We start from the raw sequence: 14,787 nt of genomic DNA, 5'->3' as shown, positions 1-14,787 counted from the left end.
GCGGAGCCCGTCGTGGGGGCACCGGAAGGGGCGGCCGGGGACGAGGGCGGCCCCGGACGACGGCGGGTTCAGCCGGCGGGCGGGGGCAGGGTGCGGCTGCGGCCCCGGAACTCGGCCACCACCGCGCCGTCGTCCCGGGTGACGGTGACGTCGTAGATGCCGCTGCGGCCGTACCGGGTGCGCTCGGTGGCGTGCGCCGTCAGCAGGTCACCCTCGCGGGCGGGACGGACGAAGCTGATCTCGCCGCCGGCGGCGACGGTCGCGGGGCCGTGGCTGTTGCAGGCGAGCGCGAAGGCGGTGTCGGCGAGCAGGAACACGAAGCCGCCGTGGGCGATGGCGTGGCCGTTGACCATCGCGGCGGTCACCCGCATCCGGGCCACCGCCGCGCCGCCGGCGGCGTCCACCAGCTCGATGCCGAGCCCCCGGGAGGCGACGTCGGCGGCGAACATGTCGTACGCGGCGTTGCGCCCGGCCACCCCAGCCGTACCGCCGCTGCTCGACGCCCCGCTTGTCCCGCCCATCGACCGCTCCACGCCCGTCCGGGGCGGTCCCCTCGACCGCCGGTCCCGGTACCGTACGCCGGCCGCGCACGGCACCCGTCAGGGGTTCTCCGGGTCCAGGTCGCGCTCGCGCAGCAGCGCGTCCAGCTTCGCCTCGATCCGCTCGTCGGACTCGCGGGACTGGGAGGAGCCCCAGTGGTAGAACAGGGCCAGGCCCGCCGCCTGCCAGATCAACTGGAGGAACTCGGACTGCCAGTTCTCGAAGGTGGCGGCGAGGAACTGCGGTAGGAAGTCGGCCCAGGCGAAGGAGCGGCCGTGCTGGCTCGCCTCGTCGCTCGCCACGGTGGCCTGGAAGACGAACTGCGCGATCCAGGTGAGCAGGAACAGCGCCCCGGTCACCAGCGCGAAGGCGTACGCCCTGGGCCACCTCGGTTTGCGGAACGGCGGCCCCTCCGCCCGGCGGCGTGACCGCCCGTCCCGGGGCGTCCCGGCCGGACGCGCGCCGGAGGTCGTCGTGTCGGACATCGCGCTCCCCTTTCGACGAATCCCCAGGTAGGGGGCCTATGCCCCGGGGCGGGCGCGACAAAACGGCGTACCGGCGTGGCGGGGCCGCCGCGCCCGTGCCCTGTCCGCCGCACGGACTTGTTGCAAATCTTTGGCAACAACATCTGGACGCGTCCCGCTTCCGTAACTAGCCTGGCCCGCATGAGTCCTTACATCACGGATGTCGCGGCCTGGCAGGAGAGCTGGGACCGCCAGCAGGAGGCGTACCTGCCGGACCGGGAGCACCGGTTCACGGCGATGCTCGACGCGGTCGACGCGGTCCGCGACGACGACCGGCTGCGGCTGCTCGACCTGGCCGGCGGCACCGGCACCATCTCCGACCGGGCGCTGCGCCGCTTCCCCCACGCCGAGGTGACCCTGGTGGACCTCGACCCGGCGCTGCTCGCCCTCGCCCGCGCCTCGCTCGGGGACCGGGTCACCGTCGTCACCGCCGACCTGAACCGGCCCGACTGGCACGCCGCGCTCCCCCACCGCGAGTACGACGCCGTCCTCACCGCCACCGCGCTGCACTGGCTGCCGGGCGAGCGGCTCGAACGGCTCTACGCCGAACTGCGCGACCTGCTGCGGCCGGGCGGCATCCTGGTCAACGCCGACCACATGCCCGACGACGCCCTGCCGCAGCTCACCAAGCGCCTGCTCGACCGGGCCCGGGACCGGCGGGCGGCCCGGTACGCCGCCGGCGCCGCGCTGTCCTGGTCGGAGTGGTGGGACCGGGCGGAAGCCGACCCGGCGCTGCGGCCGCTCGTCGCGCAGCGGCGCGACATCTACCCGAGCGGGCACAGCCCGGAGTGGACCCCGCCGGTCTCCTGGCACCTGTCCGCGCTGACCGCCGCCGGCTTCGCCGAGGTGGGCACCGTGTGGCGGGGCGGCCCCGACGCCGCCGTCGCCGGGGTGCGCTGACGCCCCGACGACCACCGCGCCGGACGCTAGGCTGGCGGGCGCGCGCCGAGGCCACGCCCGTGGCACCGGCGGGGAGGGCGAGGTGACCGGACCGGATCCGCGGGTCGACCCCGACGTCGACCTGCGCGTACCCGCCGACCGGGGCGAGCTGGCCGCCCGCCCCGGCGCGGTGCTCGGCTCCGTCGCGGCCGGCGGCGCGCTCGGCGCCCTGGCCAGGGCCGGCCTCCAGCACGCCGTCCCGCACGGCCCGACGGGTTTTCCGTGGGCCACCTTCGCCGTCAACCTGACCGGGTGCCTGCTGATCGGCGTCCTGATGGCGGCGCTGGAGCGCTCCGGTGGCCGCCGACCGCTGCTGCGCCCGTTCCTCGGCGTGGGCGTCCTCGGCGGCTACACCACCTTCGCCACGTACGCGGTGGACGTCCGCCTGACGCTCGACGCCGGCGCACCGGAGGTGGCCCTGGGCTACCTGGCCGCGACCCTGCTGGGCGCGCTGGTCGCGGTCTGGCTCGGCGACGCCCTCACCGGCCGGCTGCTCGACACCCCCCGCCACGGCCGGCCGGCGCGCGGGGCCGGCCGGTGACCGTCCTGCTGATCGCGCTCGGCGCGGCCGTCGGCGCGCCCCTGCGCTACCTCACCGACCGGGCGGTGCAGGCCCGGCTCGGCGGCGCCTACCCGTGGGGCACGCTGACCGTCAACGTGGTCGGGTCGCTGCTGCTCGGTCTGCTGGCCGGGCTGCCCGTCGGCCCGACCGCCGGCGCCCTGCTCGGCACCGGCTTCTGCGGCGCGCTGACCACGTACTCCACCTTCGGGTACGAGACGCTGCGGCTGGCGTGCCGGGGCCGGCGGTTCCTCGCGCTGGTCAACGTGCTGTCCAGCGTGGCCGCCGGCCTCGGCGCCGCCACCGCAGGCTTCGCCCTGGCCCGGGTCGTCGCCGGCTGAGCGGGCGGTTCAGCGTCCCGGGTCCGCCGGCCCGTCGGGCAGGCGCAGGTCGACCACCGGGCCGACGACGAAGACGGCCGGTGGGGCGATCCGCTCCCGGGCGGCCACCGCGCCGGTCTCGTCCAGCCGGGCGGTCACGGTGCGCTGGTCGGGATGCCCGGCGTCCTGCACGGCGAGGACCGGGGTGTCGGGGGCCCGGCCGTGCTCGACCAGGACCGCGGCGATCTTGTCCACCGTGTCCACGGCCATCAGCAGCACCAGGGTGCCCCGGGCCCGGCCCAGCGCCGCCCAGTCGACCAGCGAGTCGGGGTGCCCGGGCGGCAGGTGCCCGGAGACGACGGTGACGTCGTGCGCGACGCCCCGGTGGGTGACCGGCACCCCGGCCAGGGCCGCCGCGGCGACCGCGCTGGTCACCCCGGGGACCACGGTCACGTCCACCCCGGCCGCCGCGCAGGCCTGCAGCTCCTCGTGGCCGCGTCCGAAGACGTACGGGTCGCCGCCCTTGAGCCGCACCACCCGCCGCCCGGCGCGGGCGTGCGCGACGAGGGCGGCGTTGATCGCGTCCTGTCCCATCGCGGGTCCCCGGGGCACCTTCGCCGCGTCGATGACCTCCACGCCCGGGGGCAGCCCGGCGAGCAGTCCGCGCGGGGCGAGCCGGTCGACCACCACCACGTCCGCCGCGTCCAGCAGCGCCCTGCCCCGTACGGTGATCAGGTCGTCCGGCCCGGGCCCGCCACCGACCACGGCGACCTGACCCCGGCGCGGGCCGGGACCGTGGTGGTGGTCGTGGCCGTGCCCGTGGTGGTCGTGGCGGTGGTGGCCGTGGTCGTGCCCGTGATGGCCGTGGCCGCCGACCGGGTCGTCGGGGTGGTCGTGCGGGGTCTGCGGCCGGCCGACCTTGTCGGCGAAGCCCGGCATCAGCACCCGGTACGCGCAGGTGTCGCAGTTCATCCGGATGTCGCCGCGACGCGCCTCGGCGTGCCGTTCGAGGACGAGGTCGGCGAGGGCGTCGCAGTCGCCGATCAGGTCCGCCACCCGCACGTCCAGCTCGGGGTGGGCGGCGGCGAACGCGGCCGACTGCGCGACGATCCGGTCCGGCAGCACCCCGGCGAAGAGGAAGTACGGCGCGACGACGATCCGCCGGGCGCCGAGCCGGCGCAGCCGGTCCAGCACCGCCGGCACCGAGGGCTCGGCCAGCGAGACGAAGCCGGGCTCGACGCCGGCGTAGCCGCGGCCCTCCCAGAGCAGCCGGGCCACCTTGGCGACCTCGGCGTTGGCGTCCGGGTCGGTGGAGCCGCGCCCGATCAGCGCCACCCAGGTGCTGGCCCGGTCGTCGCCGGCGAGGGCGGCGTCGACGCGCTGCTCCAGCGCGGTGTGCAGCAGCGGGTGCGGGCCCAGCGGCCGGCCGTAGACGTAGCTGAGGCCGGGATGGCGCTCCCGCTCGCGGGCCAGCGCGGCGGGGATGTCGCCCTTGCCGTGCCCGGCGGCGGTCAGCACCAGCGGCAGGGCGACCAGCGAGCGGTGCCCCCGGTCGACGAGCGCGCCGACCGCGTCGGTCAGCGGCGGCCGGGACAGCTCGATGAAGCCGCCCTCGACGTCGCCGAGGGTGCCGGCGGCGCGGCGGCGCACCCGGTCGACGAACGCGACGAACTGCTCGACCCCGGCCGCGCTGCGCGTGCCGTGCCCGACGATGACCAGAGCGCTCACTGCTCCTCCTCCACGTACAGCAGGGCGTTGAGGGCGGCGGCGGCGACCGCCGAGCCGCCCTTCTCGCCCCGGTTGGACACCCCGGGCAGGCCGCTGGCCCGCAGCGCCGCCTTCGACTCGGCGGCCCCGACGAAGCCGACCGGCAGCCCGACGACCAGCGCCGGCCGGGCGTCCAGGGTGATCAGTTGCTCCAGCGCGGTCGGCGCGCAGCCGACCACCCAGACCGCACCGGGGCCCACCCGCTCCAGGGCGATCCGTACCGCCGCCGCCGACCGGGTGATGCCGGCCGCGCGGGCCAGCTCCGCGGCGGCGGGCTCGGCGACCGGGCAGACCGTGTCGCGGCCGGTGACGCCCGCGGCGACCATCGCCACGTCGGTGACCACCGGCGCGCCGGCGCGCAGGGCGGCCAGCCCGCCGGCCAGCGCGGCCTCGTCGCAGACCAGGTCGGTGACGTAGTCGAGGTCGGCGCTGGCGTGCACCACCCGCTCGGTGACGGCCCGGGTCAGCGGCGGCAGGTGGGTCAGGTCGACCCGGGAACGCAGGATGCGGTAGGACTCCCGCTCGATGGGGTGCACGACCCGGCTCACGCCGCGTCTCCGTCGCCGCGGCGCCGTAGCGCTTGTCGTAGCGAACTCATCGGGTCCCTCCACGTTCCTCGGTGTCCGTGGCGCGGATCGCGTCCACCGGGCAGATCTCCACGCATTCCAGGCAGCCCGTGCAGCGGTCGGCGCGTACGGCGAGGCCGCCGGGCACCGGCCGGATCGCGTGCGTCGGGCAGGTGAGCAGGCAGGCGCCGCAGCCCTGGCAGGAGCCGATGGTCACGGCCGCCACCGGTACCCCCTCGGGGTGACCATCCGGCCGGCCACGATCCGGGTCTGGCTGCTGCCCACCACCACGACGCTGTACATGTCGACCACGGCCGGGTCGAGGGTCGCCAGGGTGGCCAGGTGCACCCGCTCGCCGGCCCGGCTGGCGTTGCGCACCACCCCGACCGGGGTGTCCGGCGGCCGGTGCGCGGCGAAGACCTCCAGCGCCGCCCCGAGCTGCCAGTCCCGGGCCCGGCTGCGCGGGTTGTAGAGCAGCGCCACGAAGTCGCCCTCGGCCGCGGCGGCCACCCGACGGGCGATGACCTCCCACGGCGTGTGCAGGTCGGACAGGCTCAGGTAGGCGTGGTCGTGGCCGAGCGGCGCGCCGAGCAGCGCCCCGGCGGCCAGCGCGGCGGTCACCCCGGGCACGCCGAGCACGTCGATCCGCTCGTCGGCGTACTCGAGGGCGGGGCTGGCCATCGCGTACACGCCGGCGTCGCCCGAGCCGACCAGCGCCACGGCGTGACCGGCGGTGGCCTCCGCGACGGCGGCACGGGCCCGTTCCTCCTCGGCGCCGAGCCCGCTGGCGAGCACCCGGGTGCCGGGGCGCAGCAGGTCGCGCACCTGGTCGACGTACTGGTCCAGGCCGACGACCACGGCGGCCCGGCGCAGCTCGGTCACCGCGCGGGCGGTGCGCAGGTCCGCCGCGCCGGGGCCGAGGCCGACGATCGCCAGCCGGCCGCGCGGGGCGTGCCGGGCGACGGCGACGGTGGCCATCGCCGTCGCGGTCTTCGGCACCAGCAGGTCGGCGTCGCCGCCGAGCAGCGCCGCCGCCTCGGCGACGCTGGGGGTGCCGACGGCGGCGCGCACCACCTCGCTGGGGTGCGGCACGTCGACCGCCGCCAGCTCCGCCGCCGGATGCGTCACCAGCGGTACGCCGAGCGCGTCGGCGGTCGCCCGGATGCCCGCCTCGTCGGCCTTGATGTCGGCGCTGGCCAGGTGCCGCAGGCTGGCCGGGCTGAGGCCGGCGTCGGCGAGCACCCGGTCCAGCAGGCCGCGCACCTCGGCGGCGGGCACGCCCCGGCTGGACCCGACGCCGGCGACCAGCGACGGGGGCCGCAGCACGGCGGTCCGGTCGTCGAGCGGCACCACCCGGTCGGTGACCAGCAGCCGGTACCCACCGTCGACCGTCGGCCCGGACCGGACGTCGTCCCGGCCGGGGGCCACCGGCCCGCCGGGCGCGGGGGCCGACGATCCGGCGGGGGCCGGCGCGGGTGCCGGCGGACCGGCGGGCGCGGGGCGCACGTTGTCGGGCAGGGCGGGCAGCGGCCAGGTGGCGTCGGCGACGAGGGTCACCGGCTCGCCGTCGAGGATGGCGCGGCCGACGGCGGCGACGGCGCCCTCGACGGGCCAGCCGAGGGTGTCCAGGCCGGGCAGGCCGACGGCGTCGGTGGCGGTGGTGACCACCGGGCGCGCGTCGAGCAGCGCGCCGACCCGCCCGGCGAGCTCGTTGCCGCCCCCGGCGTGGCCGCCGAGCAGCGCGACCGCGTGCCGGGCCGCCTCGTCGACCACCACCACGGCCGGGTCGCTGCGCTTGTCGCCGAGCAGCGGCGCGAGGATGCGCACCACCGCCCCGGTGGCCAGGAACGCCACCACGGCGTCGTACCCGGTCCACGCGGCGCGCAGCGCGTCCGCGACGGTGTCCGCCGTGACGAGGCGGGCGTGCGGCCAGGCGTCGGCGAGGGTGCGGGCGTGCCGGCGGCCGGCGGCGGTGGCGGCGACGAGCCCGATGCGGGCCGGCTGGTCCGTGGCGGCGGGCGGGTGGTTCACGGGCGCTCCCCGGTGAGGACGACCACCGGGTTGGTGGCCGCGAGTCGGACGGACCCGCCGGGCAGGTCGGCGAGGCGGGCAGCGGAGAGCTGGACGCCCTGCACGGCGTATCCGGCGGCGCGCAGCAGGCCGACGGCGGGGGCGACCCGGTCGACGGCGGCGAGGGCGGCCACCACCCGGTCGGGCCGGCGGTGCGCCACGGCGGCGAAAACGTCGGTGCCGCCGCCGCCGACGAAGACCGCGTCGGGATCGGGCAGCCCGTGCAGCGCCCCGGGGGCGGCGCCGGCCACCACCCGGACGTCGACGCCGTGCCGGGCGGCGTTGGCGCCGACGGTGGCCCTCGGGTCGCGGTCGACGGCGATCACGGCCGCGCCGAGCAGGGCGCACTCGATGCCGACCGAGCCGCTGCCCGCGCCGACGTCCCAGACCAGCCGGCCGAGGCGGGGACGCAGCCGGGCGACGGCGAGGGCGCGTACCTCCGACTTGGTGATCATGGAATCGCGGTGGGCGTAGGCGGACTCCGGCAGCGCCCACCCGCCGGCCGGCGCGGCGGCCGGCTGGTTGTCCACCCGCATCCCGGCGGCGCCGGGCTCACCGGCGAGGCTGAGCAGCACGTGCGGGTCGGCCCAGTCGCGGCCGGCGGCCTGCTCGGGGGTGGTCTCGGTGATCCGTTCGGCGTCGGTGCCGAGGTGTTCGGCGACGACCAGGCGGCGCGTCCAGCCGGCCAGCCCGGCGCCCAACTCGGCGGCCCCGGCGCCCGGGGCGGTGAGCACCGCGACGGCGGGCAGCGCCCGGCAGGCGTTCAGCGCGGGCCGCGGGTCGCGGCCGTGCGCGGTGACCACGGCCGCGCCGTCCCAGGGCACGCCCGCGCGGGCGAACGCGGCGGCCACGCTGGACACGGCCGGCAGCACCCGCAGCGGCAGCCCGGCCGCCCGCACCGCCCGGACCACCCCGAACAGCCCGGGATCGCCGCTGGCCAGGACGACGGCGGGACTCCCGGCGGCGACGGCGTCGGCCAGCCGCCCCAGCGCGGGCGCCAGCGGCCCGAGGGCGACGGTGTCGGCGTCGGCCGGCAGCCGGACGGCGGCCAGGTGCCGGGCCGCGCCGACCACCAACCGGGCCCCGGCGAGCGCGGGCGCGGCCGCGGGGTGCGCGGGCCCGCCTCCGGCGTCGATCCCGACCACGGTCACCACCGGCCCGACGCCCGCGACCGGCTGTCCGGCGGTCACCCCGCCCACCGGCCCGAGGACGCGACCACCCGGTCGCCGGCGAAGTCGACCATGGCGACGTCGACGGTGACGGCGTCGCCGGCGAACCGGAGCAGCACCTGCCGCACCCGCTGGCAGAGCAGGTCGCCGGCGGCGCCGAGCAGCCCGGCGGCCTCCCACAGCTCGTACGCGTGCCGCCCGGTGTTCGCCGCGGTGACCGCCGCCACCAGCGCGGGGTCGCCGCCCGCCTCGGCGGTGACCGCCCCGAGCAGCGACAGGTCCACCTTGGACCGGGTGTAGTGGGTCATCAGGATGCCGGCCGCGAGCTTGGCCAGCTTGCCGGCCATCCCGACGAAGACCACGCCGGTCATCCCGTCGCCCACGGCGGCGGTGACGGCCGCGCCGGTGAAGTCGCCGACCTCCACGAAGCACACCTCGGGCAGCTCCGGCAGCAGCGCGCGGGCGGCCCGCTCGGTGCGCCCGCCGGTGCACAGCACCACGGTCCGCTCCCCCTGGGCGGCCATCACGTGCACCGCCTGCACCACGCTGGCCCGCCACGAGGCCGTGGAGAACGGGCGGACGACGCCGGTGGTGCCGAGGATGGAGATGCCGCCGAGGATGCCGAGCCGGCGGTTGGTGGTCTTGCGGGCCATGATCTCGCCGCGCGGCACGCTGACCACCACCCGGACGCCCACCTCGGTCAGGTCGACGACCTCGGCGACGGCCTGGCCGATCATGCGGCGCGGGGTCTCGTTGATGGCCGGCCCGCCGACGGGCAGGCCGAGGCCCGGCCTGGTGACGGTGCCGACGCCCGGCCCGCCGTCGAGGCGCAGCCCGGGCGTGTCCCGCCAGCTCACGGTGGCGGTCAGCTCGGCGCCGTGCGTGACGTCCGGGTCGTCGCCGGCGTCCTTGACCACCACCGCCTCCGCCCGCGCGCGGGCGTCGACGTCGCAGCGGGCCACCGGGAAGCTGACCCGCCGCCCGGCCGGCAGAGTGATCTCCACCTGCCGCTGCGGCACGCCGGTGACCAGGGCGGTCAGCGCCGCCTTGGTCGCCGCCGTCGCGCAGGCGCCGGTGGTCCACCCGGTGCGCAGCGCGGTCGGCCGGACCTTCGCGGTACGCGGCAGGTCCGGCTCGCGCAGCGGCGGCTCGGCGTACGTCATCAGGCGCGCCCGTCCCCCGGTGTCCCGCCGCCCGCGCGGGCGCGGCGCAGGTCGGCGCGGGCGGCCGGCTCGGCCCGGCGGAAGGTGTGGAAGTGCCCGGGGTGGTAGAGGTGCGAGCGGGTGCCGGCGGCGGCGAGCGCCGGGCCGACCAGGAAGAGGGTGTGCTTCCAGAGCTTGTGCTCCTTGACGGTGGCCTCCAGGTCGCCGAGCGCGCACCGCACCACCAGCTCGTCGGGCCAGGTCGCCTGGTACGCCACCACGACCGGGGTGTCGGCCGGGTACCCGCCGGCCAGCAGCTCGGCCTGCGCCTGGCCGGAGCGGGCGGCGGAGAGGAACAGGGCCATGGTGGTGCCGTGCCGGGCGAACTCGCGGACCCGCTCGCCCGGCGGCATCGGGGTCTTCCCGCCCTCGAGCCGGGTGAGGATCACCGACTGGGCGACCTCGGGGATGGTGAGTTCCCGGCCGACGATCGCCGCGACGGCGGTGAACGACGAGACGCCGGGGACGATCTCCACGGCCAGCCCGAGCGCCCGGCACAGGTCGAGCTGCTCCTGCACCGCGCCCCACAGCGCCGGGTCGCCGGAGTGGATCCGCGCCACGGTCAGCCCGTCGGCGGCGGCGCGCTGGTAGAGCGGGAGCACGCCCTCGATCGGCAGCCGCGACGAGTCGACGATCTCCGCGTCGGCGCGGGCGTGGGCGAGCACGTCGGCGTGCACCAGGCTGGCCGCCCAGACCACCACGTCGGCCGCGCCGATCACCCGGGCGGCGCGCAGGGTCAGCAGGTCCGCCGCGCCGGGGCCGGCCCCGACGAACCACACCTTGCCCGTGCTGGTGGGCCCGCCGTCTCCAGCGCGGTCCGCGATCGGTGCGGTGGTCACCGGATCACCGCCAGGATGCCCCGTCCTTCAGAGCGGGGAGGAATGGCGGACGCGTCGTCAACCATGACTGTCCTTTCTGGTAAGACTGGTCCTGTGCGGACGGCGTACAGGTGTCGGGCGTACCCGACCCCGAAGCAGGCGGCGGTGCTTAACCGCACATTCGGCTGCATCCGGGTGGTGTGGAACCGCACTCTCGCCGCCCGTCACGCCCGCTGGCACACCGAACGGAGATCCACTTCCTACGCGGAGACGGATCGAGCGTTGACGGAGACGAAGAAGCAGCCCGACCTGGCGTTTCTGGGTGAGGTGTCGTCGGTACCGCTGCAGCAGACCCTGCGGCACCAGCACACCGCCATGACCGCCGTTCTTCGCCAAGCGGGCCCGGTACCCGCGCTACAAGTCGCGGCACGGCCGCCAGTCCGCCAGTTTCAGCAGGTCGGCGTTCCGGCTGCGCGGCGGGAACCTGTCGCTGGGGAAGATTCCGGGTGTGCTGCGGTTCGTGTGGTCCTGGCCGGACATCGACCCGGCGGGGCTGGACCCGACGATGATGACGGTGTCGCGTGACCCGGACGGCCGCTGGTTCCTGACCTTCGCCGTCGACATCGCGACACCCGCCGCACCCGAACCGGTGGGTGTGGACCTCGGTCTGAGTGACTTCGCGGTGTTGTCCACCGGCGAGCGCATCCCCCACCCCAGGCACATGGAACGGCGCGAACGCCGACTCAAGCGGTATCAGCGGATGATGGCCCGCCGGCAGAAGGGCTCCGCTAACCGCGCCAAAGCCAAACGGAAGGTCGCGCGGGCACACTCGCGGGTTCGCGACGCCCGCCGGGACTTCCTCCACCAGCAGTCCACCGCCCTGGTCCGCCGGTTCGCCGCCATCGCCGTGGAGGACCTGACGGTGGCGAACATGGTCCGCAACCGGTCCCTGTCCAAGGCGATCTGTCGTACCGGCTGGGCCGAGTTCCGTACCCTGCTCGCCTACAAGGCGCACCGCGACGGCCGCACCCTCACCGTCGTGGACCGCTGGTGCCCGTCGTCGAAAACCTGCTCGGCGTGCGGGCACCTGCCCGCCACGCTTTCCCTCGGCACACGACATTGGGTGTGTCCGGGTTGCGGCACCCGGCATGACCGGGACGTCAACGCCGCCAAGAACATCGCCGTCGCGGCCGGGCTGGTCGAGACGCGAAACGCCTGCGGAGCGGATGTCAGACACGAAGGACCCCCTTCCGTGCGGTCTGCGATGAACCAGGAACCCCAACCCGCGAGGGTGGGAATCCCCGGCCTTTAGGCGGGGGGATGTCAAAGTTTTCCTCCCCTACGGTCCCGGCGGGCCGGGACCAGCAGCGTCGACAGGTACGGCGGGTCGTCGGCCGCGTCGGCGACCGGCCCGATCCGCTCGCCGGGCAGCCCGAGGCCCCGGCCCAGCACGGCGTCGCCGAGGCGGCCCTGCCGGCGCAGCTCGGCGACCAGCTCGGCGTGGCGCCGCCAGCCCTTGTAGGCCACGACGGTGCCCGGGCCGGCGAGCGCGTCGGCGAAGAGGGCCAGCCCGGCGGTGGCCGGCAGCAGGGTGAGCGGCTCCCGGCCCTCGCAGAGCGGCACGCCGCTGCGCGCGGCGAGGTCCTGCATGGCGGTGATCCCGGGGACCGTGCGCACCTCGACCGCCGGGCGCAGGGCGCGGACGCCCTGCGCGAGGTAGCCGAAGGTGGAGTAGACGTTCGGGTCGCCGATGGTGGCGAAGACGATCGCGCGGGCGCCGCCGTCGACCGCGTCGAGCACCGCCCGCGCGGCGTCGTCCCAGGCGCGTTCCCGGCGGGCGGTCACCCCGCCCCGGTCGTCGAGGGCGAACGGCAGCCGGCGCAGCCGCTCCGGCGCGACATGCGCGGCCACGGTGGCCTCGGCCCGGCCCGGGGGCGCGTCGCCGGCCGCGGCGAGCCGGTCCAGCACGGGTACGAACACCACGTCGGCCTCGGCCAGCAACCGGGCCGCCCGCAGGGTGAGCAGTTCGGGGTCGCCGGGACCGACGCCGATCCCGGTCAGCGTCGCGGCACCGCCGCGCCCGGCCACCGGCTCGCGGCTGGCGGGACCGGCCACCGGGTCGCGGCCCTCGGCCACCGGCGTGCCGCCGTCGTGCCCGCTCGCCGGCGCGCGGCCGTGGCGCCCGGTCACCGGGTCGCCGCCTCGACCAGGCGGCGGGCGGCGTGCGGGTGGCCGGCCCAGTGCGTGTGCAGGTAGGAGGCGTGCACCCGGCCCGCGACGAAGCCGTGGTCGGCGCCGTCCCAGCGCCACGCCGGCCGGTCGCCGTGCCCGGGATCGGTGACGGTGCGGTGGAACTCGTGGCCGCGTACCGGGTCGCCGGGGCGGTGCAGCGGGGAGCCGGTGACGGCCACGGCGTCGCGGTAGCCGAGAGTGAGCCGGCCGGTCATCCGGGCGGTTAGGTCCAGCCGGCCGCACATGGGCACCCCGTCGAGGTGCCGGCCGAGGTAGAGCAGGCCGGCGCACTCGGCGACCACCGGGCCGTCGAAGTCGGCCAGCTCGGCGCGGAGCGTGGCGTTGTCGGCGAGCTGCGGCGCGTACGCCTCGGGGAAGCCGCCGCCGACGACCACCGCGCGGGTGCCGGCGGGCAGGGCGGGGTCGCGCAGCGGGTCGAAGGAGGCCACCGTCGCACCGGCGGCGGCGAGCAGCTCGGCGGTCTCGGCGTACGAGAAGGTGAAGGCCGGCCCGCCCGCGACCGCGACCACGGGACGCCCGGCGCCGGCGGGCCCGCCGACGGCGGCGGCCGGATCCCAGGCCGGGGCGTGCAGCGGGCCCGCGGTGCGGGCCAGGTCGAGCACGGCGTCCAGGTCCACGGTGGCCGCGACGAGGTCGGCGAGGGCGGCCACGATCGCCAGGGACTCCGGTGCCCGCTCGGCGACCGGCACCAGCCCGAGGTGGCGCGCCGGGGCGGCGACCTCGACGGCGCGGGCGACCGCCCCGAGCACCGGCACGCCCACCTCGGCGAGCGCGTCGCGCAGCAGCGACTCGTGCCGGGGCGAACCGACCCGGTTGAGGATCACCCCGCCGATCCGCACGCCGGGGTCGAACGCGGCCATGCCCAGGGCGAGCGCGGCGGCGGAGCGGCCCTGGGCGGTGGTGTCCAGCACCAGCAGGACCGGGGCGTCGACCAGCCGGGCGACGTGCGCGGTGGAGGCGTACCCGCGGCGGCCGACCGCGCCGTCGTGCAGCCCCATCACGCCCTCGATGACGGCGATGTCGGCGGGCGTCGGGGTGCCGGCGCCGTGCCGCAGCAGCGGCGCGATCCGCTCCTCGCCGACCAGCCACGGGTCGAGGTTGCGGCCGGGGCGGCCGGCGGCCAGCGCGTGGTAGCCGGGGTCGATGTAGTCGGGGCCGACCTTGTGCGGGCTGACCGCCAGGCCGCGGCGGCGCAGCGCGGCGAGCAACCCGGTGGCGACGGTGGTCTTGCCGTGCCCGCTGGCGGGCGCGGCGACCACCACGCGGGGCAGCGCCCACGCGCCGCCGTGGTCGCCGGTCGCGGCGGCGCCCCCGGCGCCGCCGGCCGGGGCGGGGTCGGCGGTCGGTGCGCCGCCGGTCGGGTGCCCGGCCGGCGCGGTGGGGCCGTCGGGACCGCGCGGGTCGGTACGGCGGCCGGGGCCGGTCACCATTCGATGCCCTTCTGGCCCTTCTGGCCGGCGTCCATCGGGTGCTTGACCTTGGTCAGCTCGGCGACCAGGTCGGCGGCCTCCACGAGACGCGGGTCGGCGTCCCGGCCGGTGATCACGACGTGCTGGAAGCCGGGGCGGTTCGCCAGGGTGTCGACCACCTCGTCCACGTCCACCCAGCCCCACTTCATCGGGTAGGTGAACTCGTCGAGCACGTAGAGGCCGTACCGCTGCGCGGCCAGGTCGCGCTGGATCTGCCGCCAGCCCTCCAGGGCGTCGGCGGCGTGGTCGGCCTCGCCGCCGCGCTGGATCCAGGACCAGCCCTCGCCCATCTTGTGCCACGCGACCGGGGCGCCCTGCCCGGTGCGCTCGTGCACCTCGCCGAGGGCGCGGAAGGCGTTCTCCTCCCCCACCCGCCACTTGGCGCTCTTGACGAACTGGAACACCCCGACCGGCAGCCCGGCCGTCCAGGCGCGCAGGGCCAGCCCGAACGCGGCGGTCGACTTCCCCTTCATCCGTCCGGTGTGGACGATCAGCAGCGGCCGGTGGCGCCGCTGCCGGGTGGTCAGCCCGTCGGCGGGCACGTGGGACGGCTTCCCCTGCGGCATCAGGCGACGCTCCTCTTCCGCCCGA

15 protein-coding genes and 2 pseudogenes are annotated in these 14,787 nt (G+C 77.3%); 5 read left to right on the top strand and 12 right to left on the bottom strand.

The features are described 5' to 3' along the window. Nucleotides 1-68 precede the first annotated feature (68 nt). Both paaI and ACFHW0_RS09205 read right to left on the bottom strand, forming a co-directional pair. Nucleotides 69-521, bottom strand: coding sequence for a hydroxyphenylacetyl-CoA thioesterase PaaI (gene paaI, locus ACFHW0_RS09210; protein ID WP_416606857.1), 453 nt, complete (start codon nucleotides 519-521; stop codon nucleotides 69-71). Between the two features lie 78 nt (nucleotides 522-599). Further along, nucleotides 600-1,025, bottom strand: a complete 426-nt coding sequence (locus tag ACFHW0_RS09205; RefSeq protein WP_416606856.1) for a DUF6766 family protein — start codon at nucleotides 1,023-1,025, stop codon at nucleotides 600-602. Between the two features lie 180 nt (nucleotides 1,026-1,205). Between ACFHW0_RS09205 and ACFHW0_RS09200 the strand changes: the two genes are divergently transcribed. From ACFHW0_RS09200 to crcB, 3 genes are all read left to right on the top strand, one after another. Continuing rightward, complete coding sequence (locus tag ACFHW0_RS09200) at nucleotides 1,206-1,964, top strand: class I SAM-dependent methyltransferase (protein ID WP_121398754.1); 759 nt, start codon at nucleotides 1,206-1,208, stop codon at nucleotides 1,962-1,964. A gap of 82 nt (nucleotides 1,965-2,046) precedes the next feature. Then, nucleotides 2,047-2,544 (top strand): fluoride efflux transporter FluC, encoded by a 498-nt coding sequence (locus ACFHW0_RS09195; RefSeq protein WP_416606855.1) that lies wholly within the window; start codon nucleotides 2,047-2,049, stop codon nucleotides 2,542-2,544. Continuing rightward, a complete protein-coding gene (gene crcB, locus ACFHW0_RS09190; RefSeq protein ID WP_416606854.1) occupies nucleotides 2,541-2,903 on the top strand; it encodes a fluoride efflux transporter CrcB in 363 nt (120 codons plus the stop codon). Before ACFHW0_RS09195 ends, crcB begins: the two co-directional genes overlap by 4 nt. Nucleotides 2,904-2,912: 9 nt before the next feature. On the opposite strand, the gene cobA is transcribed toward crcB, so the two are convergent. From cobA to cobM, 7 genes are read right to left on the bottom strand one after another with little or no spacing between them, the layout of a single operon-like run. Next, a complete protein-coding gene (gene cobA / locus ACFHW0_RS09185; protein ID WP_416606853.1) occupies nucleotides 2,913-4,610 on the bottom strand; it encodes a uroporphyrinogen-III C-methyltransferase in 1,698 nt (565 codons plus the stop codon). After that, on the bottom strand, nucleotides 4,607-5,197 hold the full coding sequence (locus tag ACFHW0_RS09180; RefSeq protein WP_416606852.1) for a precorrin-8X methylmutase: 591 nt from the start codon (nucleotides 5,195-5,197) through the stop codon (nucleotides 4,607-4,609). Before ACFHW0_RS09180 ends, cobA begins: the two co-directional genes overlap by 4 nt. Nucleotides 5,198-5,243: 46 nt before the next feature. Continuing rightward, on the bottom strand, nucleotides 5,244-5,441 hold the full coding sequence (locus ACFHW0_RS09175; RefSeq protein WP_416606851.1) for a 4Fe-4S binding protein: 198 nt from the start codon (nucleotides 5,439-5,441) through the stop codon (nucleotides 5,244-5,246). Then, complete coding sequence (cobJ, locus tag ACFHW0_RS09170) at nucleotides 5,429-7,246, bottom strand: precorrin-3B C(17)-methyltransferase (protein WP_416606850.1); 1,818 nt, start codon at nucleotides 7,244-7,246, stop codon at nucleotides 5,429-5,431. Before cobJ ends, ACFHW0_RS09175 begins: the two co-directional genes overlap by 13 nt. After that, entirely contained in the window at nucleotides 7,243-8,484 is a 1,242-nt protein-coding gene (gene cbiE, locus ACFHW0_RS09165; protein WP_416606849.1) for a precorrin-6y C5,15-methyltransferase (decarboxylating) subunit CbiE, read from the bottom strand. The genes cobJ and cbiE overlap by 4 nt, the downstream gene beginning before the upstream one ends. Continuing rightward, on the bottom strand, nucleotides 8,472-9,617 hold the full coding sequence (locus ACFHW0_RS09160; RefSeq protein WP_416606848.1) for a cobalt-precorrin-5B (C(1))-methyltransferase: 1,146 nt from the start codon (nucleotides 9,615-9,617) through the stop codon (nucleotides 8,472-8,474). Before ACFHW0_RS09160 ends, cbiE begins: the two co-directional genes overlap by 13 nt. Beyond that, the gene (gene cobM / locus ACFHW0_RS09155) at nucleotides 9,617-10,495 is read right to left on the bottom strand and encodes a precorrin-4 C(11)-methyltransferase (protein WP_416606847.1); all 879 of its coding nucleotides are present in this window, start codon (nucleotides 10,493-10,495) and stop codon (nucleotides 9,617-9,619) included. Before cobM ends, ACFHW0_RS09160 begins: the two co-directional genes overlap by 1 nt. Before the next feature lie 15 nt (nucleotides 10,496-10,510). On the opposite strand from cobM, the pseudogene ACFHW0_RS09150 reads away from it, so the two are divergent. Together ACFHW0_RS09150 and ACFHW0_RS09145 are read left to right on the top strand one after the other, a co-directional pair. Next, a pseudogene (locus ACFHW0_RS09150) lies at nucleotides 10,511-10,708 on the top strand (helix-turn-helix domain-containing protein); the annotation flags it as partial. Nucleotides 10,709-10,871: 163 nt separating this feature from the next. Beyond that, a pseudogene (locus tag ACFHW0_RS09145) lies at nucleotides 10,872-11,786 on the top strand (RNA-guided endonuclease InsQ/TnpB family protein); the annotation flags it as partial. An 11-nt stretch (nucleotides 11,787-11,797) separates the two neighbouring features. On the opposite strand, the gene cobI reads toward ACFHW0_RS09145, so the two are convergent. The 3 genes from cobI to cobO form a co-directional block, all read right to left on the bottom strand. After that, nucleotides 11,798-12,562 (bottom strand): precorrin-2 C(20)-methyltransferase, encoded by a 765-nt coding sequence (cobI, locus tag ACFHW0_RS09140; protein WP_416607023.1) that lies wholly within the window; start codon nucleotides 12,560-12,562, stop codon nucleotides 11,798-11,800. Between the two features lie 98 nt (nucleotides 12,563-12,660). Continuing rightward, nucleotides 12,661-14,157, bottom strand: a complete 1,497-nt coding sequence (locus ACFHW0_RS09135; RefSeq protein ID WP_416606846.1) for a cobyrinate a,c-diamide synthase — start codon at nucleotides 14,155-14,157, stop codon at nucleotides 12,661-12,663. Then, nucleotides 14,151-14,762, bottom strand: a complete 612-nt coding sequence (gene cobO, locus ACFHW0_RS09130) for a cob(I)yrinic acid a,c-diamide adenosyltransferase (protein WP_416606845.1) — start codon at nucleotides 14,760-14,762, stop codon at nucleotides 14,151-14,153. The genes ACFHW0_RS09135 and cobO overlap by 7 nt, the downstream gene beginning before the upstream one ends. Nucleotides 14,763-14,787: the final 25 nt, after the last annotated feature.

Source organism: Micromonospora sp. LOL_025 (genome assembly GCF_048060285.1).
Classification (GTDB): Bacteria; Actinomycetota; Actinomycetes; order Mycobacteriales; family Micromonosporaceae; genus Micromonospora.
Note: the sequence above shows the minus strand (reverse complement) of the source record. Positions and strands in the feature narration are given on the sequence as shown.